Genomic DNA, 25,836 nt, shown 5'->3' with positions numbered 1-25,836 from the left:
GCGAGATCGTTGTTATTCATCGGCCGACACCCAGTCCTTCACCACCTGCGCCACCTGTTTGGAGTCGTTGCGGACCGCCTCGCGCGCCTGGCGCAGGCGGTCTTCGTAGGCGTCGGAGGCCAATGCCCGCGGGGCCAGGTCCACCCGCCCGTCCTGCAGGGCGGCGACGATCTGCTGGTCTTCGTCGGCTTCGTCCACCAGGCTGACGTCGATGGCTGGGGCAGGCAGCTTTTTCGAGGGATTGGCGATCTGGCGGATGGCCGGGCGCAGCACGCCGAACAGCAGCGCCAGCACCACCACCGCGCCCAGCGCGAAGCGGGCGATATCGCGCAACAGCGGATTCTGCAGCACCGGGTTTTCCCAGAACGGCGTCTCGGCCGCGGCCGGATCGGCTTCGCGCACGAAAGGCGCGTTCATCACCGACACCGAGTCCCCGCGCGCGGCATCGAAACCGACCGCTTCCTTCACCAGCGCCTCGACCCGCGCCAGTGTGGCCGCGTCCAGCGGCGCCATCGTGACCTTGCCGCCTTCGCCGGTGCGCGGGACATGGTCGACCAGCACCGCGGCGGTGACCCGGCGGATGCGTCCGGCCGGCTGCCGGGTGTGCTGCAGCGTGCGGTCCATTTCGAAATTGCGGGTGGCGCTGCTGGCCGTTTCGGTGGGCGCGTTGGGATTGGCATCGGCCGCGGCGCCAGGGCCGGGCGGGGTGTTGCTGGTGGCGCCGGGCACGCCTTCGGGGCCGGGCTTGGTCACGGTGTTCTGGCTGACCTGCTCGCTGCGGATCTTGGCCGGATCGTTGGCGAAGGTCTCGCGGGCTTCCTCGATCACCGAGAAATCCATGTCCACCGCGACTTCGGCATTGATGCGGCCGGGTCCGGCCAGCGGTTCCAGCAACTCACGGATGCGCTGGTTGAACGAGGTTTCCAGCTTGCGCACGCGTTCGAACTGGGCGGCATTGAGTGCCGCCTCGCTGTTGGGGTCGGTGATGGTCAGCATGCGGCCGCTCTGGTCGACCACGGTGACGCGCTCCGGCGCCAGATCCGGAATGCTCGATGCCACCAGGTGCACGATGGCGTCGACCTGGTTGCGCTCCAGCATGGCGCCGCTGCGCAGATCCAGCACCACCGAGGCGCTGGAGACTTCGCGCTGGCGGGTGAAGGCGCTGGGCTTGGGAATGGCCAGGTGCACGCGCGCGTCGCGGACCGGGCGCAGCGTGCTGATGGTGCGCACCAGTTCGGTTTCCAGCGCATGCTGGTAGCGCGCGTTCTCGACGAACTGGCTGACCCCGAAGCCGGGATCGCGCTCCATCATTTCAAAACCCAGGCGGCCGCTTTCGGCCAGCCCGGAGCTGGCCAGCTTCAGGCGCGCATCGTGCAGATGCTTTTCCGGCACCGAAATGGCGCCGCTGGCCTGATCCAGCTTGAACGGAATCTGCGCGCCGCGCAGCAGGTCGGCGGCTTCGGCGGTGGCCTTGGCGTCCAGGCCGGTGTAGAGCGGGCTGTAGTCGGGCTTCTGCGACCAGAAGAACACCATCAGGCCCGCCGCCACCGCGCCGGCGATCAGCAGCAGCGTGCCCATCTGCCGGAACACCTGCATGTTCTGCAGCCGCGTCAGCGCCGCGCCGGCATTGTCGGCGTTGAGCGTTTCCTTCAGCGATTCCTTGGAGAGGGTGAGAGCCATCGGCTTGCGGTTCCTGGGTTAAACGGCTTGTTTTCTACGGCTTGCTTCTTTGTGGAGCCGGGCTTGCCCGGCTCCTTGGCCATTCGCTGTCGCCTGCCGTTGCGATGGCCTCTTGGCTACCGATCCGGTGTCATCGCGGCGCAGACCTACAGCGGCATGTTCATCACGTCCTGGTAGGCCTGCACCAGCCGGTTGCGGACTTCGACGGTGGCGCGGAACACCACCTGCGACTGCTGCGCGGCCACCATCACCCGCGCCAGGTCCGCGCGCGGGTCGCCCAGTTCGAATGCCTGCGCCAGTGCGCCGGCTTCCTTCTGGGTGTTGTTGACGCCTTGCAGCGCATTGCTGAGCGTTTCGCTGAAGCTAGCCGGCTTGTCGACCGCCGGCCGGCCGAAATCCACCGCGTTGGGATTGGGCAGCGGCTCCAGCGCGCGCGTGCCCAGCTGATTCTGATAGCTGCGGATCTGCGAGAGGATGGAGGAAACCGAGTCGGACATGGGCTGCTTATGCTGGCGTCGGTGGGTCTTGCGGTACTACGTGCAAGACCCGTGCCGAAACCGCCGGCCCGCGTCAGTCAGTTTTCCGTCGCCAGCGCCTCGTCGCGTTCGACGCCGTACTTGCGCAGCTTTTCCACCAGCGTAGTGCGGCGCAGGCCCAGCAGTTGCGCGGCGTGCGCGACCACGCCGCCGGCGCGGTCCAGCGCATCGCGGATCAGGCCCATTTCGATGCGGGCGATGTGTTCGCGCAGGTCGATGCCTTCCTGCGGCAGGCGGTCGTGCGCCGGTGCGGTTTCCGCCGCCGCAACGCCGCTGTGCGACGCGCTGGCGACGGCCGGCTGCGGCTGGGCCGCTTCGGTTTCGGCGGGCGCCGGCAAATCGTCCGGCTGGTAGCGCTTGGGCAGGTCGTGGGCGCGGACCAGGCCGCCCGGGTGCAACACCGCCAGCCGTTCGACCAGGTTGGTCAGCTCGCGCACATTGCCCGGCCAGGGGTAGAAGCGCAGCGCGCGCAGGGTTTCGTCGGCAAAGCGCACTTCGCCGCGGCCGGTGCGCGCCAGCTGCGCGGCGATGGTGGTCACCAGCGCCGGCAGATCCTCGCTGCGCTCGCGCAGCGCCGGCATCTCGATCGGGAACACGTTGAGGCGGTAGAACAGATCCTCGCGGAACTGGCCGCCGGCGATGCGCTCTTCCAGGTTGCGATGGGTGGCGGCGATCACGCGCACGTTGCAGCGGATGGTCTGGTTGCCGCCGACGCGCTCGAAACTGCGCTCCTGCAGCACGCGCAGCAGCTTGACCTGCATCGGCAGGCTCATGTCGCCGATTTCGTCCAGCAGCAGGGTGCCGCCCTCGGCCATCTCGAAACGGCCCTTGCGCGCGCTGAGCGCGCCGGTGAACGCGCCCTTTTCGTGACCGAACAGCTCGCTTTCCAGCAGGTCCGGCGGAATCGCGCCGCAGTTGATCGCCACGAACGGGCCGTCGCGGCGCGGCGACTGTTCGTGCACGGCGCGCGCCACCACTTCCTTGCCGGTGCCCGATTCGCCCAGCACCAGCACGGTGGTGTCGAAAGCGGCGACCTGATCGATCAACCGGCGCAGCCGGACCACGGCCGGGCTGTTGCCGGTGGGACCGCTGGTCTGCGCGGACTGCGCCTGGTGTTCGGTATCCAGCCGCTTCAGGCTGGCGCGGCGCAGGCAGGCTTCCAGCTGGGCGTGGCGGACCGGCGTTTCCAGCGGCCAGACGCCGGCCTCATGCAGGCCATGGGCGGCGGCGAAGGCGGCGGTTTCGCCTTCCAGCAGCAGCACCGGCGGCGGCAGCGGCGAACGCGCCAGCCAGGCGAACAGCGCCCGCGCCGCATCCTCGTCGTCGAGTTTTCCGACCACCAGCGCCATCCAGTCGCTGCTGCGGTGCCGGCCCAGGTCCACGTCGCCGGCGCTGGTCACCCAGCGCGGGGTCAGGTCCATGAACTCGAGCAGGCCGCTCAGGCGTTCGGCGCGGACGGTATCGGCATCGACAACGAGGATTCTGGATTCACTCATGGCTGCGGGATTCTTTGAATTTTTCGAGGATGGGCAAGACTTCCTGGATGTAGGAAAGCTTGCTGACGAATTCGTCGGCGCCGGCGCGCGAGGCGTGCTCGCGGTGTTCGGCGTCGTCGAAATGGCTTGCGATGACGACAAACGGCGGGTTGTCCTGGGTCTTGATCAGGCGGGTGGCCTGCAGGCCGCCCATTTCCGGCATGGCCAGGTCCATCAGCACCACGTCCGGGCGCAGCGTTTCGGAGCGCTCGATGGCCTCCAGCCCGTTGCCGGCGCGGCCCACGATGTCCAGCCATTCCAGCTTGCGCAGATGGCGGATGGCGGCGTTGATGAAGCCCTCGTGGTCGTCCACCAGCAAAACTGTGATCTTGGTCATTTTTACGTCGCTCCGTTAACCGGCTTTAGCCAAAACCGTAACGTTAACGCGTCGGCGCTGCCGGGCGGGAGCGATATCGAGCTGTTCCCGGTACTTGGCCACAGTTCTGCGGGCAATATGGACGCCCTGGCGGGCCAGCAGGCCGGCGATGGCTTCGTCGGCCAGCGGCCGCCCGGCCGGCTCGGAGTCGATCAGCCGGCGCACCATGGCCTTCACCGCGGCGCCGGAAACGCTGGCGCCTTCCAGCCGCACCGCAAAGAAATGCTTCAGCTCGAAGGTGCCGCGCGGGGTCTGCATGTACTTGCCGCTGGTGATGCGCGAGACGGTGGATTCGTGCATGCCGATCTCGTCGGCGATTTCCTTCAGCGTCAGCGGCGCCATCGCTTCGTCGCCATGGGCCAGGAAACCGGCCTGGCGCTCGACGATGGCGCGCGCGGTGCGCAGCAGGGTGTCGTAGCGCATCGACAGGCCGCGGGTCAGCCAGCGCGCTTCCTGCAGCAGTTCGCGCAGCTTCTGCGAAGCGGCGTCGGCGCCGGCCTGTTCCAGCCCGCGCTCGTAGCTGGGGGACACGCTCAGCCGCGGGGCGGTGGCCGGATTCAATGCCACCCGCCAGGCGCAGTCGGCGTGCCAGGCGACCACGTCCGGAACGATGTAGGAGGACGCTTCGGCGGTCAGCGCTTCGCCAGGACGCGGCTGCAGCGACAGGATCAGGCGCAGGCCTTCGCGGACCAGTTCGCCGTCCAGGTCCAGCTGCGCGGCGATGGCTTCGTAGTCGTGCGCGCCCAGCAGTTCGAGGCATTCGCCCAGCAGCCTGCGCGCAACCGCGCGGGCCGGTACGCGGCCGGGCAGGGCGTCCAACTGCGCCAGCAGGCATTCGCGCAGGTCGCGCGCGGCCAGGCCGGCGAACTCGCCATGCACGATGCGCTGGCGCAGCGCCTCGGCCCGGGCGGCGGAGATGCCGAACTGGGCGGCGGCAATCAGCGCCAGCGATGCCGGTTCCTGTTGCAGGTAGCCGCTGTCGTCGGTGTGCTCGAGCCAGAACGCGGCAACCGCCAGTTCGCTTTCGGAAAGCTCCAGCGCCAGGCTGGACAGCGCGCGGACCTGCGGGTCGCTGGATTCGCCGGCCGGCAGGTGCTGCATGCGGTCGTCGTCGCCGTCGCCCCAACTGGCCGCAGGCATGTCCCACAGCGACGACTCGGGCAGTTCGTCGAAGGCGGCCACATCCTGGGCGGCCGCTTCGGCGGTGGCGGTTTCCGGCGCCGGGCTGTCGGCGTCGGCCAGTTGCGACTCATCCAGTTCCAATGCCGGGTTGAGTTCCAGTGCGCGGCGGATCTCCAGTTCCAGCTGCATGCCGTCCAGTTGCAGCAGCCGGATCGACTGCAGCAGTTGTGGCGTCAGGTGCAGTTGCTGCCCGAGTTGGGCGGCCAGTCCAGCCTTCATGTCAGTTTCCCGTTGCCGCGGCATCGTGTTGACGCCAGGTTGGAGAAACTTTGCGCCGCCGGTGACGGAAAAAAAATCAGGATATTTCCGCGCGCGCGCAGTTTGTTCCCGACGTGCTGTCGGGGATTTACCGACAGCGCCGGACTTCGGTCACGCGATTTGGGGGAAACGGCAGCGGGTTTTCGTCACCCGGGACGGTGACGGCAGGGCTAATGCAAACCTCAGGCCAAATCGCTCTGGTGGCGGGCGGCCAGCAGCAGCAGGTCGTTGGCGCGGCGGCAACCCAGCGATTCCATCATCCGGGCGCGGTGGGTTTCCACGGTCTTGACGCTGATGCCCAGATGGGCGGCGATTTCCTTGCTGCTCATGCCGCCGCCCAGCTTGCGCAGGATCTGCCGCTGCCGCGGCGATAGCGCGGCGATGCCGGTGGGCTTGCCGTTGCCCAGCAGCGGCGCCAGCATCTTGGCCGACACCTGCGGACTCAGGAACACCTGGCCGGCGACGGCCGAGCGGATCGCCAGTTCCAGTTCCATCGGTGCCGCTTCCTTGACCACAAAGCCTGCGCAGCCGCGATCCAGCGCGCTGCGGACCTGGCCGGGATCGTTGTGCATGGACATGATCACGACCTTGACGCCCGGCACCGCTTCCTTCAGCGGTTGCAGCACCTCCAGGCCGCTGCGGTCGGGCAGCGAAAGATCCAGCAGGATGATGTCGGGCCGGTGGATGATGGCCAGGTCGAGCGCCTGCTGCGCGTCGGAAGCTTCCGCGACGACATCCACATCCGGCAGGGCCTGGAGCAAACGGGTGATACCGGCCCGCACCAGGGTATGGTCGTCGACAATCAGGACACGCACGTGGGATTTCAATACGGTAGACACTCGGGGTCGGCTCACCTTAGCGGACCCCGCCCGGCCAGGCCAAGCCGACCATGTTCGCGCAATTGTGATTTCCGATGAGTGTCACATTAATCCGGGTACGGTGACAAGAAACCGGCGCGTTCCATCCGCTGGCGGGCTTTGTCGACAACACCGGGCGGATGCGGCGCGACCCGGGCGCCGGCCGCTGGCCGAATGCGTCCGGTCACCGGCGCCGGCCGCTCCGGCGCATGGACGAGTAGCCGGACCGGCAACGGTTTGAGCGATCAGCCTTCGGCGTTGAGCGCGGCCTGGCGGGCTTCGGCAATCTGCCGGCGGTGCAGGCGGAACAGATGGCGTTCCAGCGCTTCTTCCAGTCCGGCCGACAATGCGCCAAAGCGCAGCCACAGGTGATGGGCCCCTGACGGGCCGGCCAGTTCGGCCAACATCTGCGCTGGCAGCTCGATATGGTCGCCCAGCCAGCCAGCCGGTTCGATCAGCACCACGCCGGCGGTGCCGGTCTTCAAGCCGGAAGGTTCCGGCAGATCCAGCCGCAAGCCGCGATGCGACCAGCGCAGTCCGCGCACGGGCAGGGCGCCGTCGCGCTGGCGAGCCAGCCGGCCCAGCAGGCCCAGCATCAGGTCCAGCTTGGCTTCCATGCGCTGTACCGATTGCGGCAACTCGCCGCGTTCTTCGTTGTCGTCGCTGCGCACGTCTTCGGCGATCGCCAGACCATGCAGCAACGCTTCTGCGACCTGCAGTTGCAGCGGCCGCTCGCCGGGCTCGAAACGCGCCGGCAACAGCCCTTCGCAGGTCAGCGCATCGCCGAACAGCAAGGTTTCGGCGGGGTGGCTGATGACGGGGACGGCGAGGTTCTTCATGCTTCTATCCTCCGGCCTGCGCCAGATAGGCGCGCGCGGCGCGATCGGCCTGCCGTGCCGCCTGCATCTGGCGGGCGGCGTCGTCGCGTGCGCGGGTCATGATGGCCTGCACTTCCAACTGTTCGCGCAGCAGATGCGCCAGCGCATCGTAGCCGGCCTGGCGGCCTTCAGCGCTGTGCATGAAATCGCGGACCGTGCGGTCGTGGCGGACCAGCAGCGCATGCGCCTGTTCCAACTGCTCATTCTGCAAGGCCCCGCGGATGCCGGCCAGGTCTTCGAACAGTGCCTGCAGCGGATCGAGCCTCATGTCAGGCTCCAGCGGCAACCGCAGGCTGCTGACGCTGCTCGACCGGGATCGCATTCCAGGCCGATTCTATTTCGCCCAGCAGATCCAGCGCCTCGCGCAGCGCCGATTCGTCGTTGTTGAGATTGGCCTCGATCAGGCGGGCCTGCAGGTAGTCGTACAGCGCCGACAGGCTGCTGGCGATTTCGCCGCCGGCTTCATGATCCAGCGAACCGTTGAGATGGCCGATGATGGCGCAGACCTCGCCGATGGCCTTGCCTTTGCGCGCCAGATCGCCGCGCGCCACGCAGACTTCGGCCAGGCGGATGCGGTCGCAGGCTCCGGCCAGCAGCAACGCCACCAGGCGGTGCGGGTCGGCATCCATGACGGCACTGCTCAGACCGGTATTGCGGTATTGGGCGGCATACGAATGCGGTGACATTCCATCTTCTCCTGTGATCCCCAACGCAGTAGTGCAGCGCCGGTATGGATCCTCGGCTATCCGGTTTGGGCCGCCAGGGCGGCAAGTTGTTGGGCTAGGTAGTCGCTGGTGCTGCTCATCTGCGCGACCATCGCATCCATCGCGACGAACTGCGCCTTGTAGCGGTTGCCGACGGCCTCCATGCGCTGGTCCAGCGCGGTGCGGCGCGCCGCGACGTCCTTGAGCTGGGCGTTGAGGCTGTTGGTGCGCTGGGTGAATGCGCCCTCGGTGCCCAGGTAGCTGCCGACCGTGGTTTCCAGCTTGGCGGCCAGGCCGCTGCTGCCGGTAAAGGCGCTGCGAATCTTTTCAGGATTGGCCGCCATCGCCGCATCGAACTTGGCGGTGTCCAGCACCAGCGTGCCGTCCGAGTTCGGATAGCCCTTGGTTTGCAGTCCCAGCGTGTTGGCGTCCAGGCCGGCGGCAGACAGTTCTCCGAGCAGGCTGCCCATCACGCTGCGCAACTGGCCGGCAGCGCCGCGCATCTGCGCATCGCCGGTCAATGCCGACGGCGTATTGTTCTCCGCATCGTATTTGGTGGCGGTGTTGATGGCGGTCAGTGCGGCGTTGTAGGCGTTGACGAAGTCCTGCACGACCTTGCGGCTGGCCGCGGCATCGCCGGAAACGGCGACGGTACTGGTGCCTTCGGTCTTCAGATCCAGGACCAGGCCGGGGACGGCATTGCTGATCTTGTTCTCGCTGGCGGTGATCACCAGGCCATCGATGGAGACGCGCGCATCGGCGGCCGGAGTACGTTCTTCCAGGCCGCCGATCAGGCCCTGCAGATCGCTGCCGCCTTCGGCGACCGTCAATGAAATGGCATTGGCGGCGCCGGTCTTGCTGGAGGCAACCGACAGGTATTGGCCATCGTTGGAGGTCAGTATGCTGGCCTGTACGCCCTTGCTGGCGGCGGCGCCGTTGATGGCGCTGCGGATGTCGGCCAGGGTGCTGCCCTCGGCGATGTCGATGGTCAGCGTCTCCGAGCCAACCTCCAGCGTCAGTTTGCCGGCGCCGAACGTCTGGTCGGCTGCCGTTGCCTGGGTTCCCACCCATTTGCTGGCCGTTGCCAGGGCCTGCACCTCGATCGCATAGATGCCGGTCGGCGTGCCCTTGCCGGCGCTGGCGGTCAATACGCTTTCGGTGCCGGATCTGACGGTGCGGGTGTCGAACGCATCGGCGGCCTTGAGCGCTTTGAGCGTGGTTTCCAGCGCACTGAAGGCGGATTTGACCGTTCCCAATGCCGACAGCTTGAACTTGGCGCCGGTCTCGATGCGATTGAGGCTGGCGTCGGCCGGGGCGCGATCGGCAGCGACCAGTTGCGACACCATGCCATTGATGTCCAGTCCGGTGCCGATACCGCCGTAGCCAAGATTGTAGTCCGCCACTGCCAGATCTCCTGATGGTCCCGCTCCGGAGCGCATCCGGAAACGGGAGTGTCGGGCTGGTCCTGACATCCGGTAGGGGATGCGGCTCAACCCGTGTATGGAATAACGGCCTTGGGCCGTCGTTCTTTAGTGCCAGCCCGCATTTCTCCGTCTCCCACCGCCACCTTTGCCGGTGGTCTGGTGAGAAATGCGGGCTGCGGACGGGTAGATGCATTTGTTGTGCCAGTGGAGCGAGGGTCAGGGGGCAGAGGTCAGGGAAGTTTGTCCGTCTGCCGAAAGCCACCGTTCTACATCGGCGGCCGAACATCATTCCTCTGACCTCTGACCTCTGACCTCTGACCTCTGACCTCTGACCTCTGACTCCCGGTCCCGGGCTCCTGACCTCCGCTCAAAAACGGCTCTTCTCCGGTTTCCGGTGATGTCGTCTTCGGCGGGAGTCGCCGGCCGTCAGGCTGGGGGGGCTCCGCCCTCCTGACGACGTTGTGTCTTTACGTCGGGCCACAGGCTCGTTCCGCTTCGCGGCCCGAACCGGCCCGGCGCAGCGCGCCGGGCGTTCGCCAAGGCGCGCGGCAGTGCCGCGCCAACCGCCTTGGCTCACCCATGGCCTGCTCTCCGCACCCCAGCCCGCTGGCCGTCGCCTTTGGGCAGATGACAGGTCGCGACTTCGGAAGACTTTTCTTCGAGCGCCGACCAGGTGTCCAGAATCCGGTGGCCAGGACAGTGCGGGACCGTACGCGGCATGGATGCCGCGTAAGAGCCTGCATGGACGCATTTACGGCGTGTCCCGCACTGCCCTGGCCACCGGATTCCACATAGATTTCCCCCGCACTTGGGAGAAGAACAAAAAAAAGCCCCCTTCCGTTGCCGGAAGGGGGCCGGGTACTGCCAAGACGGAGGGAGACGAATCCGTCCGTGACGACAGAGAAAAGGTTGAAGCGGTAGATCCAGACGCGTGAAGCGGTGAAGCGCGAAACCTAGCGCAGCAGGCTGAGCACGTTCTGCGGCACCTGGTTGGCCTGGGCCAGCATGGCCGTACCGGCCTGCTGCAGGATCTGGGTGCGGGTCAGTTCGGCGGTTTCCTTGGCGAAGTCGGTGTCGCGGATGCGGCTGCGCGAGGCGGCCAGGTTTTCCGAGCTGGACTGCAGGTTGGCCACCACCGAGGTGAAGCGGTTCTGCACCGCACCCAGGTCGGCGCGGGCGCCGTTGACGGCAGTCAGCGCGGCATCGACGATTTCCAGCGCCTTCTGCGCGCCTTCGAACGTGGTGATGTCCAGGTCCGAGGCGAAGCTGGCGGTTGCCGTGTCCTCGGCTGCAGCGTCGGCGATGCCGGTCAGGCCGATTTCGGTTGCGCCGCCGGTGATGGTGCCGGCCGTGATGTCGAAATCGGTGTCGGCCTTGACCGAGGTCATGGTGATGACGCCGGCGTCGACCGAAGCGTACACGCCGGTCTCGCCCAGCTTGGCGTTGACTGCCGAGGCGATTGCTTTGGCGATGTCCTCGCCGCTGGCGCCGTTCTTCCACTCCACGGTATCGATGGTCACACCGTTGATCTGCATGTCGGCCAGACTGCCGTCGGCAGTGGCGTCGGCGGCAGCGGCGGTGGCTTCCTGGGCTTCTGCGAACTTGACGTTGCCCAGCGCATTGGCCTTGGCGTCGACCACCTTGTCGATGGCGATCGCCTGGCCGGCGTTGGCGCCGACCTGGAACAGCTGGCTGGTGAACGAACCATCCAGCAGCTTGGTGCCGTTGAAGTCGGACTGCTTGGCGACGCGGTCGATTTCGGCGGTCAGCTGCTTGACTTCGGCGTTCAGCGCGGCGCGGTCGGAAGCCGAGTTGGTGGCATTGGCCGACTGCACCGACAGTTCGCGGATGCGCTGCAGGTTGTTGCCGATTTCGGTCAGCGAGCCTTCGGCGACCTGGGCCAGCGAAATGCCGTCGTTGGCGTTGCGCACGGCCACGTCCAGGCCGCGAATCTGGGTGCTGAAGCGTTCGGAAATGGCCAGGCCGGCCGCATCGTCCTTGGCGCTGTTGATGCGCAGGCCCGAAGACAGGCGCTGGATGGTGGTGGCCAGCGAGGCGCCACTGGTGCTCAGGTTGCGCTGAGCATTGAGCGACATGGTGTTGGTGTTGATGACTTGTGCCATGAGTTGTTTCCTTTGGCGGGATGACTTTGTGGTGTAAGCCGTGACCGGAGCGGGCGCGGGAAGCGCCCGTTCCGGCGCCTGAGCGGATTAACGCAGCAGGCTGAGCACGTTCTGCGGCACCTGGTTGGCCTGGGCCAGCATGGCCGTACCGGCCTGCTGCAGGATCTGGGTGCGGGTCAGTTCGGCGGTTTCCTTGGCGAAGTCGGTGTCGCGGATGCGGCTGCGCGAGGCGGCCAGGTTTTCCGAGCTGGACTGCAGGTTGGCCACCACCGAGGTGAAGCGGTTCTGCACCGCACCCAGGTCGGCGCGGGCGCCGTTGACGGCGGTCAGCGCGGCATCGACGATTTCCAGCGCCTTCTGCGCGCCTTCGAACGTGGTGATGTCCAGGTCCGAGGCGAAGCTGGCATCGCTGTCGGCCGCATCGGTCGTGGCAGCAGTGAAGCCGCTGCCGGTCACCGTGCCGCCAATCACCAGATCGGTATCGGCCTTGACCGAGGTCAGCGTGACCTGATCGCCGTCGACCGAAGCGAATACGCCGCTTTCGCCCAGCTTGGCGTTGATCGCGCTGGACAGTGCCTTGGCGATATCCGCGCCGGTGGCGCCGTCCTTGTACTCGACGGTGTCGATGGCGACGCCATTGATGGTCAGCCCTTCGATGCTGCCATCGGCGGTGGCGTCGGCAATCGCGGTGCCGGTGACGTCGGCAGCGAACTTGACGTTGCCCAGGGCATTGGCCTTGGCGTCGACCACCTTGTCGATGGCGATGGCCTGGCCGGCGTTGGCGCCGACCTGGAACAGCTGGCTGGTGAACGAACCGTCCAGCAGCTTGGTGCCGTTGAAGTCGGACTGCTTGGCGACGCGGTCGATTTCCGAGGTCAGTTGCTTGACTTCGGCGTTCAGCGCGGCGCGGTCGGAAGCCGAGTTGGTGGCGTTGGCCGACTGCACCGACAGTTCGCGGATGCGCTGCAGGTTGTTGCCGATTTCGGTCAGCGAACCTTCGGCGACCTGGGCCAGCGAGATGCCGTCGTTGGCGTTGCGCACGGCCACGTCCAGGCCGCGAATCTGGGTGCTGAAACGTTCGGAGATGGCCAGGCCGGCGGCGTCGTCCTTGGCGCTGTTGATGCGCAGGCCGGACGACAGCCGCTGGATGGTGGTGGCCAATGAGGCGCCACTGGTGCTCAGGTTGCGCTGAGCATTGAGCGACATGGTGTTGGTGTTAATTACCTGTGCCATTGAAAAAGTTCCTTAGGCGTTTGTCGCACGGGGGTGAGTGGTCCGAACGTTCCCCGCCGTGCCGCCGGGGAAGCGGGGGTTAGCGTTGCAGCAGGCTGAGCACGTTCTGCGGCACCTGGTTGGCCTGGGCCAGCATGGCCGTGCCGGCCTGCTGCAGGATCTGGGTACGGGTCAGTTCGGCGGTTTCCTTGGCGAAGTCGGTGTCGCGGATGCGGCTGCGCGAGGCGGCCAGGTTTTCCGAACTGGCCTGCAGGTTGGCCACCACCGAGGTGAAGCGGTTCTGGATGGCGCCCAGGTCGGCGCGGGCGCCATTGACCGAGGTCAGTGCGGCGTCGACGATTTCCAGCGCCTGCTGGGCGCCGGCAAAGGTCGTCACATCCAGGCCGTCGACAAAGGCGGTGGTGCCATCGACCGCATCGGCGGTCGCGGCGATGCCGGCCAGGCCGACTTCGTCGGCCACGGCCAAGGTGCCTGCGGTGTAGGCGAAGTCCTGGCCCTGCTTGACCGAGGTCAGGGTGATGGTGCCGTTGTCGACCGACGCGTAGACGCCGGTTTCGCCAATCTGCGCATTGATCGCACCCGCGATGCCCGCAGCGACGTTGGCAGCCGACGTGCCCTGCTTCCATTCGACATCGGCAATGGTCACGCCATTGATGACCATGCCGGTCAGCGAGTTGTCGGCGGTGGCGTCGACGGCGGCGGCGGTGGCCGTCTGCGCGGCGGCGAAATTGACGTTGCCCAGCGTATCGGCCTTGGCATTGACGACTTTGTCGATGGCGATCGCCTGGCCGGCGTTGGCGCCGACCTGGAACAGCTGGCTGGTGAACGAACCATCCAGCAGCTTGGTGCCGTTGAAGTCGGACTGCTTGGCGACGCGGTCGATTTCGGCGGTCAGCTGCTTGACTTCGGCGTTCAGCGCGGCGCGGTCGGAAGCCGAGTTGGTGGCATTGGCCGACTGCACCGACAGTTCGCGGATGCGCTGCAGGTTGTTGCCGATTTCGGTCAGCGAGCCTTCGGCGACCTGGGCCAGCGAAATGCCGTCGTTGGCGTTGCGCACGGCCACGTCCAGGCCGCGAATCTGGGTGCTGAAGCGTTCGGAAATGGCCAGACCGGCCGCATCGTCCTTGGCGCTGTTGATGCGCAGGCCCGAAGACAGGCGCTGGATGGTGGTGGCCAATGAAGCGCCACTGGTGCTCAGGTTGCGCTGAGCGTTCAAGGACATCGTGTTGGTGTTGATTACCTGTGCCATGGGTCGTCTCCTCTTATATGGGTCCCGGCGTTGATGGAAGAGGGTGCTGCCGGTTTTTTGTGTTGGTGGCTAGTCGCCCTCTGCTTGCGAAATGGATAACGGCGCTGCCGGAAAAACCTTTAGGCCCGGACCGGAAATTTGTGCTAGGGGGAAATCCCGAAGGCTGGCGGAGTCGCGGAAAAAAGCTGTTTCCAAGCCGATTCTTCAGTCATGGATGACGGCGCGGCAATTTGATTGCGCGCGCGCGAACGCGCCTGTCGGCAACATTCGCAGGAACTTTAGCGGTTGCCGGTTTTGCGGGTGCGGCCCGCCGGGACAATGCTGGCTGCCCCTGACGATGCACCCGGCATCCGCATCGCGGATCAGGGCGTGGCCGGATTCCAGTCGTCGGCCGGTTCGTCCAGCAGCAGGAGTCCGGGAGTGCGGTATTCGCAGCCCAACAGCACACGGTTTTCCAGGCCGGGGTGATCCCCCGGGTAGATCACCAGCGCATGCATGTCGTCCAGCGCGCCGGACAGCGGCGCTGCGCGCGTCTGTTCCAGTTCCTGTTCGAGCAGACCGACCGCTTGTTCCAGCGGGTTGTCGACCGCCAGCAGCACGCGCTGATCGGTCAGTACGACGGCGTCGCTTTCATGACCCCAGGCGCGTACCGGCCGTGCCAGCCGGTACAGATCCATTCTGGGGGTGGCGTACTGGCGTTCGGTCTGGCGGAAGTCGGCCGGCCGTTCGCGGCGCAGCCTTGTCAGCAGGCCGGGCAGAGCGGCGTTGGGAGTGCGGCAGGTCAATGCATCGACCAGGGTGTCGGGAGGTTCCACAGCCGCATCGACAGCCGCAGCCGACGGCGGTTCGGCGACGGCGGAGGCGGCAGCGGCACTGCCCGATTGCGCCAGGCCGACGACCGGCAGCAGGCAGGCTGCGGCCAGTGCGCAATGCAGACGCTTATTCCAGCTGCGAATTCGCATATGCCGCGTCCAGCGCTTCCATCGCATCCCTGGGCTTGAGCTTGCCGGCCTTCTCGAAAGCCGCCGCCGCCGCGTCCTCTTTCTTGTCGCTGTACAGCAGCAACAGCACGTTGCCGTGTTCGATGTGGGCGATGGGCGAGTCGGGGGTGAGCTTCAATGCGGTCCTGATATGCGATTCGGCTTCCGTCGCCTTGGCGCCGTAGGTCAGGCCGCCGATCATCGCGCCGATCTTGCCGATGATTTCGGCGTGGTAGAGCGCCAGGGCGGTGTGCGCTTCGGCGTGCTTGGGCGCCAGTTCCAGGGTGGCATTGAGCGCCTCGCGCACCTTGCCGGCGATGCCCTGCTTGAGCGCCTTGGCGATGCTCAGGCCCTGGCTGTAGCGGCCCAGCGCAAAGGCATGGCGGTAGTGGCTGTTGGCTTCGTCCGGCAGCGCCTTGATTGCCGCTTCGGCCAGTTTGGCGGCCTGTTCGAAGCGCTTGAGCCGCTCGCCTTCATCTTCGACCAGATAGGTGGCATGGATGCCCAGCGCCTTGACCGCCACCGAGGCCCCCAGCGGCCCCAGCGCCTGGCCGGTTTCGAACGCATCGTGGAAGTCGCCGTGATGGAAGGCCCGCCAGGCCTGTTGCAGCTGCGAGGCGATGGTTGCCGCGTCCAGCCCTTTGGCAGCCTTGCCGGCGGCATCGATCAGCGCCTGCGCGCGCTTGTTGTCCGGGTAAGGTTCGTTGTCGCCGGCATGCAACGCCGGCCAGGCCTTCTTCAGCGCATCGCCCGCATACGCGTAGGCCTTGGCGTCGTGCGGAAACGGCGCCCACTTCGATGTCTTCGTTGCCATGTGCATCCCCTCCAAGGAATGCGCCGAGCATGGCCGCGCGCAACCCGACTGGCAAGTCCCGCCGCCGGACCATGGCAGTGGCGCGCGGGCTGGCTCGCTCCCGGGTCAATAGTGTGTTTACTCCATCGTCGCTGGGCAGCATCGATCCCGCAAGCCGACCTTCCGGTTCGGCGTCAGGACCCCCATCATGGCCACCAAGAAGACAACCCGTACCCAGCCCCAGCAGACCACGCTGCGCCACATCTGGTTGGCCGGTCTGGGTGCCGTCGCCATCGTCCGCCGCGAAGCATTGAATGCCGCCAACGACGCTGCCGCCAAAGCCGAGTCGCTGAAGCGGCAGGCCGGCAGGCTGGTCAGCCAAACCCAGGCCAACCTGCGCGACGGCATTGCCAGTGCGCGCGAACAGGGCGAGGCGCGGGCCGACCAGTTCAGCGCCGAGGTCGAGGCGCGGCTGGCTCCTGTGCTGGTCAAGCTGGGCCTGCGGCCGAAACCCAAGGCCAGGCCGCGTACCCGCAAAACCGGCAGCAAGACGGCCGCCAAGCGCACCCGCGCCCCGGCGCGCAAGCCCGCTGCCAAGTCTGCTGCCGCCAAGCCCGCCGGCCGTAAGCGTGCTGCCGGCAGTTCGAAGCGTTGACGGGCGCACGCGCTCCTGCACGCCATCAACGGGCCAGCCGCTTCGCCGGCAGCCTGGGGATGATGCTCCGTTGCCGCGGCAAACCAACTACAAGTGCCGGGTCACCGCCGGCTCGGAAAACCAGTCGTTGTCGCGGCCGTTGAAGTAGCGTACCGGCGTGGCGGCCAGTTCGGCATGATCGACGCCGTCCAGACAGGCGATGTTGATCGAATAGTACTCGCCGCCCAGCACCTCCAGCTCGCCGCGCCCGAAAGGACGGACGCCGCAATGCCGGCAGAACAGGTGATGGCCGACCTTGCTGCCGAACTGGTAGTCGCTCAGCTGATCGGCGCCGGCCAGCAGGCGGAACGCGCCCGGCTTGATGATCGTGCCCCAGTAGCGGGTCTTGCTGCAGATCGAGCAATTGCAGCGGCCGCTGCCGGCGGCCAGATCGATATCGGCTTGGTAGCGTACTTGTCCGCAGTGGCAGCTTCCCTGGTAGGTCTTTACAGCCATCGAGCGCTCTCCGTGGTGGTGGAATGCCGACAAGCCTCGCAGCTGTCGAGGACAGAAACGGTCCGCGATAGCCGGCATACTGGCACCCATGTTGAGAACCTCGCACCGGTTGTTGCGCCTGCTGTCGCTGCTGCAATCGCGGCGGCACTGGACTGGCGGCGACCTCAGCGCCGAGCTGGAAGTCGACCGCCGCACCCTGCGCCGCGATGTCGAACGCCTGCGCGAGCTGGGCTATCCGGTGCAGGCTTCGTCCGGTCCCGGTGGCGGTTATGCGCTGGGTTCGGGCAGTTCGATGCCGCCGGTATTGCTGGAAGACGACGAAGCCGTGGCGGTTGCGGTGGCGCTGCGCACCGCCGCCGCCAGCGTGGCCGGCATGGAGGAAACGGCAATCGGACTGCTGGCCAAGCTGGATCAGTGGCTGCCGGCGCGGCTGCGCCGCCGCGCCAGCGCGCTGTACTCGGTCACCCTGTCGCTGCCCAGCGCTTCCAGCGCGTCGCAGGTCGACGATCTGACGGCGATAGCGGTGGCCGCCCGCGACGGATTCCGCCTGCGCATCGACTATGGCGACCGCGACGGCAAGGCCAGCAAGCGCACGCTGGAACCGCTGCGCCTGGCCCATAGCGGCAGCCGCTGGTACCTGCTGGCCTGGGACCTGCAGCGCCAAGACTGGCGCATCTTCCGCATCGACCGGATGCGGCGCATCGAAACCACCGCGGCGCAGTTTCCGCCGCGCGCGTTTCCCGGCGATGTCGCCGAGTACCTGTCGCGCAGCATCACCCAGCCGCCGGCGCGCCATCGCGTGCAGGTCAGGTTGAAGGGCGCGGCCGCAGCGCTGGCGCCGGGTATTCCCGCCTGGTGCGGGGTGCTGCATGCGTTGGACGATGGCCATTGCCTGCTGGAAACCGGCGTCGAATCGGCCGGCGAACTGCTGGCGCAACTGGCTTTCCTGGGCATCGATTTCGAGCTGATCGACGACGGCGGACTGGGCGATGCATTGCTGCATGCGCTGGACGGACTGCAGCGTGGCCTTCTGCCATCGCGCTTTCCGCAGGCCTGAGTTCGCGCAATCGGCTACAATTTTCGCTCCTGCGAAGGCTATGCCGTCGCACCGCCCCCAGAGCGCTCCCGTTTGCCTGTGATTACGCCACCCTAGCGCTGGCCCGACCATGCCTGCCTCCGCTGAGGCAGGGAAGCTGCTGTTCTTTCTTTGCCAACGCGTCCGGGCCATGCCCCGGTATGGAACTCCTGTCTTGAATATTTCGTCTTCCCTGCGCCAGCAATGGTTCGGTAACGTCCGTGGCGACGTTCTGGCCGGGCTGGTGGTCGCACTTGCGTTGATTCCCGAGGCCATCGCTTTTTCGATTATCGCCGGAGTCGACCCCAAGGTTGGCCTGTACGCCTCGTTCTGCATCGCCGTGGTCATCGCCTTTACCGGTGGCCGCCCCGGCATGATTTCCGCGGCCACCGGCGCGATGGCGCTGCTGATGGTGGGGCTGGTCAAAGACCATGGCCTGCAATATCTGCTGGCCGCGACGCTGTTGACCGGCGTGCTGCAGATTGTCGCCGGCGCGATGAAACTGGGTTCGCTGATGCGCTTCATCTCGCGCTCGGTCATCACCGGCTTCGTCAATGCGCTGGCCATCCTGATTTTCATGGCGCAGCTGCCGGAACTGATCAGCGTGCCGTGGCTGGTCTATCCGATGGTGGCGCTGGGGCTTTTGATCATCTACGGCCTGCCGTGGCTGGGACGCGTGCTGTTTCCGGGCATCGGGCTATACCTGCTGGTCGTCGGATTCGCGCTGGTCGCCGGTAGCGTCGACGCGCGCATGCTGTACTGGGTCTCGACCATCGGTATCGCGGCGCTGCTGCTGTCGCGGCGCTGGACCCGCGATCTGGTGGTACCGTCGCCGTTGGTGGCGATCGTGCTGCTGACCGGCCTGGCGCTGTATTTCGGCATCATCGTGCCCACGGTGGGCGACAAGGGCGAGCTGCCCGACAGCCTGCCGGTATTCCTGCTGCCCGATGTCCCCCTGACCCTGGAAACGCTGCGGATCATCCTGCCCGTGTCGGCAACGATGGCCGTGGTCGGCCTGCTGGAATCGCTGTTGACCGCGCAGATCGTCGATGACCTGACCGATACCCCCAGCGACAAGAACCGCGAGTGCGCAGGGCAGGGCGTGGCCAACATCGCCTCCGGCTTCCTTGGCGGCATGGCCGGCTGCGCGATGATTGGGCAGTCGGTGATCAACGTGAAATCCGGCGGTCGCGGGCGCCTGTCGGCGCTGGTGGCCGGCAGCGTGCTGCTGATGCTGGTGGTGTTCGCCGGCCCGTGGGTCAAGCAGATTCCGATGGCGGCGTTGGTGGCGGTGATGATCATGGTGTCCATCGGCACTTTCAGCTGGAGTTCGATCAAGCACCTGCGCACGCATCCGGGCACCTCCAGCATCGTGATGATCGGCACCGTAGCGGTCACGGTGTTCACCCACGACCTGGCCAAGGGCGTGTTGACCGGCGTGCTGCTGTCGGCATTGTTCTTCGCCCGCAAGGTTGGCCGCGTGCTGCACGTCGGTTCGACTGCCGGCGTCGACGGCCTGTCGCGGACATATACCGTCACCGGCCAGGTCTTCTTCGCTTCGGCCGACAGCTTCGTCTCGGCGTTCGATTTCAAGGAGGTGCTGGAACGCGTCACCATCGACGTGTCCGGCGCGCATTTCTGGGATCTCAGCGCGGTCGGCGCACTGGACAAGGTGGTGCTGAAATTCCGGCGCGAAGGCGCCCAGGTCGAGATCCTGGGCCTTGACGAGGCCAGCGCTACCCTGGTCGACAGACTGGGCGTTCACGACAAGCCCGATGCTGAACGCCTGATGGGCGGCCACTGAGGAAACCACGATGAATACGCCATTGATTCATACCGAAGGCCGCGTGCTGGCCGCCGTCGACGCCTCGCCGTACGCGCCCAGCGTCGCCGAGCATGCAGGCTGGGCGGCGTCCCGGCTGTCGGCCGGGCTGGAGCTGCTGCATGCGATAGATCGCGTCAGCGAAGCGGCAACCCGCGACCTCAGCGGCAGCCTGTCGCTGGGCACGCAGGAAGCGCTGCTGGCCGAACTGTCGGTGCTGGATGAACGCCGCGCCAAGCTGGCGCAGGAACACGGACGCACCTTGCTGGAAGGTCTGCGCGAGCGGATCACCGCCACTCACGGTGTGCGCGCCGAAGTCCGCCAGCGCCATGGTTCGGTGCTGGAGAGCCTGCTGGATTCGGAGGCCGAGGTGAGGTTGTTCGTGGTCGGCAAACGCGGCGAGCACGCCGATTTCGCCAAGGGACATCTGGGCAGCAACCTGGAGCGTGTGGTCCGTGCGGTGCATCGTCCGGTGCTGGTGGCTTCGCGCGCATTCAAGCCGATCCGGCGTTTCATGGTCGCCTTCGACGGCAGCGCCACCACCCGCAAATGCGTGGAGATGGTCTGCGCCAGCCCGTTGTTGAAAGGTCTGGCCTGCGAACTGTTGATGGTCGGCGAAAATGACGCCGCCCATCAGGGCCATCTGCAGTGGGCGCAGGCGCGGCTGCAGGAAGCGGGTTTCGAACCGGCCGCGCGAATCGTCGCTGGCGCTGCCGACACGGTCATCCCGCAGCAGGTCGAGGAGTACGCCATCGACCTGCTGGTGATGGGCGCCTACGGCCACTCGCGCATCCGCACGATGATCGTCGGCAGCACCACTACCCAAGTGCTGCGCACCTGTCAGATCCCGGTGTTGCTGCTGCGCTAGGGGCTATTGCCGTTTCAGTCCAGGTAAGCCTGGGTCAGCGTATTCAGATGCACGCGCTCGGCATCGCGCAGGAATGGCGCCACCAGCATCATCACCTGCACGATGCCGCGGCGTATCGCGATCTGTTCGTCCTTGTCGCCGCGGGCGGCGGCATAGTTGAGCCAGAACGTGGCGATGACCAGGATATTGGTGGCGGTGGCGGCCAGTTCGTCGGCCGTGGCGCGCATCACCCCGGCCTGTCCCATGCCGCGCATCACCGCATGGGCGCTGTCGTCGGCGCGCTTGAGGATGCGGGCAAAACGCAGGCGGATGCGGCGGTTGCGGCTGAGGATTTCGACCAGGTCCCGGTACAGGAAGCGGTAGTCCCAGATGCACTCGAAGATCAGATGCAGCTGCAGCCAGATGTCTTCCAGACCCGGCAGGCGCTCGCTGGGCGTGGCCAGGGCGGCGTCCATGCGCTCCTCATAGCGCGCGAACAGCTGCTCGATGATGTCGTCCTTGTTGCGGAAGTGGTAGTACAGATTGCCCGGGCTGATTTCCAGCTCATCGGCGATATGGTTGGTGGTGACGTGAGGCTCGCCTTGCGCATTGAACATCGCAAGCGAGGCATCGAGGATGCGCTGGCGGGTATCGCGCGCCACTAACGTAGGATCACGCCGTCAGCTTCTTCACCAGATCCACGTACTTTTTCTGCGCATCCTCCGGCGCGGTGCCCTTGAGCTTGCTCCAGGCCTCGTACTTGGCGGTGCCGACGAAATCGAAGAAGCCCGGCTTGTCGCCCTTGACGTCGCCTTCCGAGCCCTGCTTGTACAGCGCATACAGCCGCAGCAGGGTGTCGTTGTCGGGGCGTTCGGACAGGCCCTGGATGTCTTTTGATGCCTGCTCGAACGCGGTTTTCAGATCGGCCATGGATGTTCCCTCCCGAGAGACCGCTTCATCACACCACGGGCGGCATTGGCGGTCAATCGGCCCGGGATTGTCGAATGCTGGCCGGTCTGGCAAGTTAGGCCGGCAGGGCGCGGCGGAGGGGCGGCGCCCGCACAACTAGGGACGGAAGGTCATGAGCTACTTCGTTACCGGCGCCACCGGATTCATCGGGCGCTATCTGGTCGGCAACCTGTTGAAGCGCAGCGGTACCGTTCATGTGCTGGTGCGCAAGGATTCGCAGAAGAAGTTCGATGCCATCGCGAAGAAGGCCGGCTGGGACATGAAGAAAATCGCCGTGGTGCACGGCGACATGACCAAGCCCAGGTGCGGCCTGACGCCGGCGCAGATCCGCACCCTGTCCGGCAAGGTGAAACATTTCTTTCACCTGGCCGCCATCTACGACCTGACCGCGACCGCGCAGGCGCAGCAGGCCGCCAATATCGACGGCACCCGGCACGCGCTGGATCTGGCCGCGGCCATCAAGGCCGGTACGTTCCACCACACCAGTTCGATCGCCGCCGCCGGCCTGTACCCGGGCATCTTCCGCGAGGACATGTTCGAGGAAGCCGAGGGCCTGGACGATCCGTATCTGCGTACCAAGCACGATTCCGAAGGCATGGTCCGCGCGGAAACCAGGCTGAAATGGCGCATCTACCGCCCGGGCATGGTGGTCGGGCACTCGCAGACCGGCGAGATCGACAAGATCGACGGGCCGTACTACTTCTTCACCCTGATCAAGAAATTGCGCGAACTGCTGCCGCAATGGATGCCGGTGCTGGGCATCGAGGGCGGGCGTATCAACATCGTGCCGGTCGACTTCGTCGCCGATGCGATGGACCACATCGCGCACAAGCCCAAGCTGGACGGACACACGTTCCATCTGACCGATCCGGAACCGATGCGGGTCGGCGAGGTGCTCAATGCCTTCTGCCGCGCCGGCCATGCGCCGGAAATGACGATGCGGCTGGATGCGCGGATGTTCGCCTTCGTGCCCGGCAGCATCCGTACCGCGGTCGGCAACCTGCCGCCGGTGCGGCGCTTCATCGGCATGCTGCTGCGCGATTTCAAGATTCCCAAGGAAGTGCTGAAGTTCATCACCTATCCCACCCGTTTCGACAGCCGCGAAGCCGAGCGCGCGCTCAAGGGCAGCGGGATTTCGGTGCCGCGGCTGGACGACTACGCCTGGCGCCTGTGGGACTACTGGGAACGCCACCTGGATCCGGATCTGTTCATCGACCGCACGCTCAAGGGCAAGGTGCGCAACAAGGTGGTGGTCATCACCGGCGGTTCCTCGGGCATCGGCCTGTCCACCGCCCAGCGCGTGGCCGAAGCCGGTGCGGTGACCGTCATCGTCGCCCGCGGCGAGGAGGAACTGTTCAAGGCGCGCGACGAGATGAAGGCCAGGGGCGGCAAGGTGTTCGCCTACACCGCCGATCTGTCCGACATGGCCGACTGCGACCGCCTGGTCAAGAAGGTGCTGGACGAGCACGGCCAGGTCGACATCCTGATCAACAACGCAGGCCGTTCCATCCGCCGCTCCATCGAGGCCAGCTACGACCGTTTCCATGACTTCGAACGCACGATGCAGCTGAACTATTTCGGCAGCATCCGCCTGATCATGGGTTTCATGCCGGCGATGACGCAGCGCCGCAAGGGCCACATCATCAACATCAGTTCGATTGGCGTGCTGGCCAATTCGCCGCGGTTCTCGGCCTATGTGGCGTCGAAGGCGGCGCTGGACGCGTTCAGCCGCTGCGCGCAGGGCGAGTTGTCGGGCAAGGGCATCAGCTTCACCACCGTCAACATGCCGCTGGTCAAGACGCCGATGATCGCCCCGACCAAGATGTACGACAGCGTGCCGACGCTGAGCCCGGAAGAGGCGGCGGATCTGCTGGTCAGGGCGATCATCGAAAAGCCCAGCCGCATCGCCACCCGCCTGGGCATCTTCGCGGCATTGCTCAACGCGGTGGCGCCTAAGGCCTACGAAGTGGTGATGAACACCGCGTTCGAACTGTTTCCGGATTCGGCCGCCGCCAAGGGCGACCGCAAGGCATTGAAGGACGAGGCGCCCAGCCACGAGCAGATCGCCTTCGCGTCATTGATGCGCGGCGTGCATTGGTAGTGGGCCAGGAACCAGGGACTCGGGACCGGGGATGGCTTCTGTGTCGCTTTTCCTATTTTTTTGAGGTTTTTCTCTCAAGTAAGGTGATGCATTACCGGGTGGCTCGTGCGGGGCTCCGGATCCTGGCGGCCGGGAACCGCTTTTCCCTCGGTCAGGGCGTCGTGCCCTGACTCGGGCGCGCGCCATCCCTGGCGCGCTCTGCGCGGCCCCCAGGACACAGCGCAGCTTGGCCTGCCATCGGCGCTTCGGTGACAGGCCCTAGGAGCGGCAACAACCAATCGCCATCGCCGATGCGACGTCCCGACCGGGGTATGCGGAAAGCAGGCCACGATGGCCTGCGGCGGCGAGTCAGCCAGGGATGGCTGACCGAGCCGAAAAGCATGCTCCGGTCGGGGCGCCGCCTGCTTCCGAAGCCCGCACACAGACCGGCTGCCGGGGGCGCCACCATCCCTCACCGGGAGAGAAGCCATCTTTAGCCATACAAGGCCACGAGCAGGCTCTTTGTGAGAGTGGCGCCAACGTGCGGTACCGGTCAGTTGCGACGTGCTGCTTCCTCGCGACTGACGTCGCTCCCACAAAAGGAGCCATTGACGTGCCGCAGGAGATCGTGGACGCCTTCTAAGGCGCAGCGCTCCATCCGACCGGCAGCGCCTGCGTATTGCGCATATGCAGGGCCAGCGGTTCGATGCGAGGCCAGATGAACTCGCGAAGTTCGTGATCGTCCACGGTTTCGTGCAGCGCCTGGTGGAAGCACAGCAGCCAGCCGTTGACTTCCTCCATGCCAATGGCGAAGTCCAGGTGGCGGGCGCGCAGCATCGGCGCGCCGTGGCGCTGCACGAACAACGGCGGTCCGCCCAGCCAGCCGCTGAGGAACTCGAACAGTTTCTGTTCGCTGCCGGACAGATCGGCCGGGTGCAGCGCGCGTACTGCCGCCGCTTCGGGCAGCGTATCCATCAGCGCGTACATGCGCCGGGTCATCCGGCGCAGCCCCGCTTCGCCACCGATGCGTTCATAGGGAAGTGCGGAAGATGATTTCATCGATGCCAGCGGCGCGGAAAGGAAGTGGCCATGATCGCCGCCGCCGCTCTCCCGGCACAGCGGCGAAATGTCGCAGGCCGCTGCCTACATCGTCTTGCACTGGCGCCAGCGGGTCGGTTCGTCGCTGCCAGGCGGCGGATTGAGCTGGATGCGCACCGTGCGCAGATCTGGATACAGCTCGACCTGCTGGCAGATGATGGGCCAGACTTCCGCCTCGGAGGCAACCCGGTCCACCGACAGCGTCAGCTTGGTCTGCCATACCCCTCGCTTGATGCCCGGCGCGCGGGCCAGCGCTTTCGATACCGCCAGCCGCTGGCCCTCGATTTCTTCCTCGGTGGCCTCTACAAGCGCAGGCGCCGGCGCATCCGGAGCGGGTGGAGCGGCGGCGGCAGGCAGGGCATTGCCGACCGGGGCGGCGGCCTGCCGCTCTGCCGGCATCCGGCTGGCCAGCGTCACCGCGACCAACAGGCCGATGGCCACCGCGGCCAGCCAGGCGATGGCGATATGGCGCTTGGCGCGGGTGGCCGCCGCGCCGACCGTCGATTCGCGCAGCGGCTCGTCCAGCAGCGATTTGACTTCCGGCCACAGGCGCGGCCCATCCAGCACTTCGATGTGGTTGTTCTGGGCGGCGTCGCGGCCTTCCTTCTCGACGTGGCCTTCGGTGGCCAGGATGCCGCCGGCGGCGCTGCGCAGGCGGATGTTGGAGGCCAGTTCGACGACGGGGGCGGCGCCGATGCGGTAGGCCGAGCCATGCTTGCAGGCCAGCAGCCAGCGCTTGCCGTCTTTGGCCAGCATGAAACTGGACTGCGGTTCGCGCGATTCATCCTGCTGCGGATTGATCGGGTGCAGGCCGCGGCTGGCCATGGCGGCCAGCACGAGCCGCGAGAACTCGCGCCAGCGTAAAGCCGACAGGGCCTTCAGGCCTGCGGCCAATTCGTCGCTACGGCGGCGGAACAGCCAGAGATAAAGCGTTGCGATGATGCCGCTCAGCAACGTAACGGCCAATCCGGAGAGCCAGGCGAGCAT

The 25,836-nt window shown here is 66.3% G+C and carries 25 protein-coding genes; 5 read left to right on the top strand and 20 right to left on the bottom strand.

What is annotated here, in order from left to right; translation table 11 throughout:
* Positions 1–12: 12 nt before the first annotated feature.
* From fliF to CRO39_RS04755, 15 genes are all read right to left on the bottom strand, one after another.
* A complete protein-coding gene (gene fliF, locus CRO39_RS04825; RefSeq protein WP_097120683.1) occupies positions 13–1,680 on the bottom strand; it encodes a flagellar basal-body MS-ring/collar protein FliF in 1,668 nt (555 codons plus the stop codon).
* 146 nt (positions 1,681–1,826) lie between these two features.
* Positions 1,827–2,177 carry a flagellar hook-basal body complex protein FliE gene (gene fliE, locus CRO39_RS04820; protein ID WP_097120682.1) on the bottom strand — a complete coding sequence of 117 codons (351 nt, stop codon included), beginning with the start codon at positions 2,175–2,177 and terminating at the stop codon, positions 1,827–1,829.
* Positions 2,178–2,254: 77 nt separating this feature from the next.
* A complete protein-coding gene (locus CRO39_RS04815) occupies positions 2,255–3,712 on the bottom strand; it encodes a sigma-54 dependent transcriptional regulator (protein WP_097120681.1) in 1,458 nt (485 codons plus the stop codon).
* On the bottom strand, positions 3,705–4,088 hold the full coding sequence (locus CRO39_RS04810) for a response regulator (protein WP_097120680.1): 384 nt from the start codon (positions 4,086–4,088) through the stop codon (positions 3,705–3,707). Before CRO39_RS04810 ends, CRO39_RS04815 begins: the two co-directional genes overlap by 8 nt.
* A 15-nt stretch (positions 4,089–4,103) precedes the next feature.
* Entirely contained in the window at positions 4,104–5,528 is a 1,425-nt protein-coding gene (gene rpoN / locus CRO39_RS04805) for an RNA polymerase factor sigma-54 (RefSeq protein WP_097120679.1), read from the bottom strand.
* A 221-nt stretch (positions 5,529–5,749) separates the two neighbouring features.
* Positions 5,750–6,382, bottom strand: a complete 633-nt coding sequence (locus CRO39_RS04800) for a response regulator (protein ID WP_097120678.1) — start codon at positions 6,380–6,382, stop codon at positions 5,750–5,752.
* A gap of 287 nt (positions 6,383–6,669) precedes the next feature.
* Complete coding sequence (locus CRO39_RS04795; protein WP_097120677.1) at positions 6,670–7,263, bottom strand: PilZ domain-containing protein; 594 nt, start codon at positions 7,261–7,263, stop codon at positions 6,670–6,672.
* Between the two features lie 4 nt (positions 7,264–7,267).
* The gene (locus CRO39_RS04790; RefSeq protein WP_097120676.1) at positions 7,268–7,570 is read right to left on the bottom strand and encodes a hypothetical protein; all 303 of its coding nucleotides are present in this window, start codon (positions 7,568–7,570) and stop codon (positions 7,268–7,270) included.
* A 1-nt stretch (position 7,571) separates the two neighbouring features.
* Complete coding sequence (fliS, locus tag CRO39_RS04785; RefSeq protein WP_097120675.1) at positions 7,572–7,988, bottom strand: flagellar export chaperone FliS; 417 nt, start codon at positions 7,986–7,988, stop codon at positions 7,572–7,574.
* Between the two features lie 56 nt (positions 7,989–8,044).
* Entirely contained in the window at positions 8,045–9,409 is a 1,365-nt protein-coding gene (gene fliD, locus CRO39_RS04780; RefSeq protein ID WP_097120674.1) for a flagellar filament capping protein FliD, read from the bottom strand.
* A gap of 974 nt (positions 9,410–10,383) precedes the next feature.
* A complete protein-coding gene (locus CRO39_RS04775) occupies positions 10,384–11,553 on the bottom strand; it encodes a flagellin (RefSeq protein WP_097120673.1) in 1,170 nt (389 codons plus the stop codon).
* 87 nt (positions 11,554–11,640) lie between these two features.
* Entirely contained in the window at positions 11,641–12,786 is a 1,146-nt protein-coding gene (locus tag CRO39_RS04770; RefSeq protein WP_097120672.1) for a flagellin, read from the bottom strand.
* A 79-nt stretch (positions 12,787–12,865) separates the two neighbouring features.
* On the bottom strand, positions 12,866–14,035 hold the full coding sequence (locus CRO39_RS04765; RefSeq protein ID WP_097120671.1) for a flagellin: 1,170 nt from the start codon (positions 14,033–14,035) through the stop codon (positions 12,866–12,868).
* Between the two features lie 362 nt (positions 14,036–14,397).
* The gene (locus CRO39_RS04760) at positions 14,398–14,997 is read right to left on the bottom strand and encodes a hypothetical protein (protein ID WP_097120670.1); all 600 of its coding nucleotides are present in this window, start codon (positions 14,995–14,997) and stop codon (positions 14,398–14,400) included.
* The gene (locus CRO39_RS04755) at positions 14,975–15,829 is read right to left on the bottom strand and encodes a tetratricopeptide repeat protein (RefSeq protein ID WP_097120802.1); all 855 of its coding nucleotides are present in this window, start codon (positions 15,827–15,829) and stop codon (positions 14,975–14,977) included. Before CRO39_RS04755 ends, CRO39_RS04760 begins: the two co-directional genes overlap by 23 nt.
* 187 nt (positions 15,830–16,016) lie before the next feature.
* Between CRO39_RS04755 and CRO39_RS04750 the strand changes: the two genes are divergently transcribed.
* Entirely contained in the window at positions 16,017–16,463 is a 447-nt protein-coding gene (locus CRO39_RS04750) for a phasin family protein (RefSeq protein WP_141400714.1), read from the top strand.
* An 87-nt stretch (positions 16,464–16,550) separates the two neighbouring features.
* Here CRO39_RS04750 and CRO39_RS04745 read toward each other — a convergent pair whose 3' ends face one another.
* A complete protein-coding gene (locus CRO39_RS04745; protein WP_097120669.1) occupies positions 16,551–16,958 on the bottom strand; it encodes a GFA family protein in 408 nt (135 codons plus the stop codon).
* Positions 16,959–17,046: 88 nt separating this feature from the next.
* On the opposite strand from CRO39_RS04745, the gene CRO39_RS04740 reads away from it, so the two are divergent.
* From CRO39_RS04740 to CRO39_RS04730, 3 genes are all read left to right on the top strand, one after another.
* The gene (locus CRO39_RS04740) at positions 17,047–18,015 is read left to right on the top strand and encodes a helix-turn-helix transcriptional regulator (protein ID WP_097120668.1); all 969 of its coding nucleotides are present in this window, start codon (positions 17,047–17,049) and stop codon (positions 18,013–18,015) included.
* Positions 18,016–18,226: 211 nt separating this feature from the next.
* On the top strand, positions 18,227–19,837 hold the full coding sequence (locus CRO39_RS04735) for a SulP family inorganic anion transporter (protein ID WP_425479657.1): 1,611 nt from the start codon (positions 18,227–18,229) through the stop codon (positions 19,835–19,837).
* Between the two features lie 10 nt (positions 19,838–19,847).
* Positions 19,848–20,723: a universal stress protein gene (locus CRO39_RS04730; RefSeq protein WP_176520155.1), complete on the top strand. Its 876-nt coding sequence runs from the start codon at positions 19,848–19,850 to the stop codon at positions 20,721–20,723.
* Between the two features lie 14 nt (positions 20,724–20,737).
* Here CRO39_RS04730 and CRO39_RS04725 read toward each other — a convergent pair whose 3' ends face one another.
* Positions 20,738–21,364, bottom strand: coding sequence for a TetR/AcrR family transcriptional regulator (locus CRO39_RS04725; protein WP_097120666.1), 627 nt, complete (start codon positions 21,362–21,364; stop codon positions 20,738–20,740).
* A gap of 10 nt (positions 21,365–21,374) precedes the next feature.
* On the bottom strand, positions 21,375–21,632 hold the full coding sequence (locus CRO39_RS04720; protein ID WP_097120665.1) for an acyl-CoA-binding protein: 258 nt from the start codon (positions 21,630–21,632) through the stop codon (positions 21,375–21,377).
* Positions 21,633–21,783: 151 nt separating this feature from the next.
* On the opposite strand from CRO39_RS04720, the gene CRO39_RS04715 reads away from it, so the two are divergent.
* On the top strand, positions 21,784–23,772 hold the full coding sequence (locus CRO39_RS04715; RefSeq protein WP_097120664.1) for an SDR family oxidoreductase: 1,989 nt from the start codon (positions 21,784–21,786) through the stop codon (positions 23,770–23,772).
* Positions 23,773–24,390: 618 nt separating this feature from the next.
* On the opposite strand, the gene CRO39_RS04710 is transcribed toward CRO39_RS04715, so the two are convergent.
* Together CRO39_RS04710 and CRO39_RS04705 are read right to left on the bottom strand one after the other, a co-directional pair.
* Positions 24,391–24,810, bottom strand: a complete 420-nt coding sequence (locus tag CRO39_RS04710) for a group II truncated hemoglobin (RefSeq protein ID WP_097120663.1) — start codon at positions 24,808–24,810, stop codon at positions 24,391–24,393.
* An 84-nt stretch (positions 24,811–24,894) separates the two neighbouring features.
* On the bottom strand, positions 24,895–25,836 hold the full coding sequence (locus CRO39_RS04705; RefSeq protein ID WP_097120662.1) for a restriction endonuclease: 942 nt from the start codon (positions 25,834–25,836) through the stop codon (positions 24,895–24,897).

The sequence above is a fragment of the Pseudoxanthomonas wuyuanensis genome, from assembly GCF_900215535.1.
Classification (GTDB): Bacteria; Pseudomonadota; Gammaproteobacteria; order Xanthomonadales; family Xanthomonadaceae; genus Pseudoxanthomonas_A; species Pseudoxanthomonas_A wuyuanensis.
The sequence above is the reverse complement of the archived record's forward strand: the minus strand, read 5'-3'. Positions and strand labels throughout refer to the sequence as shown.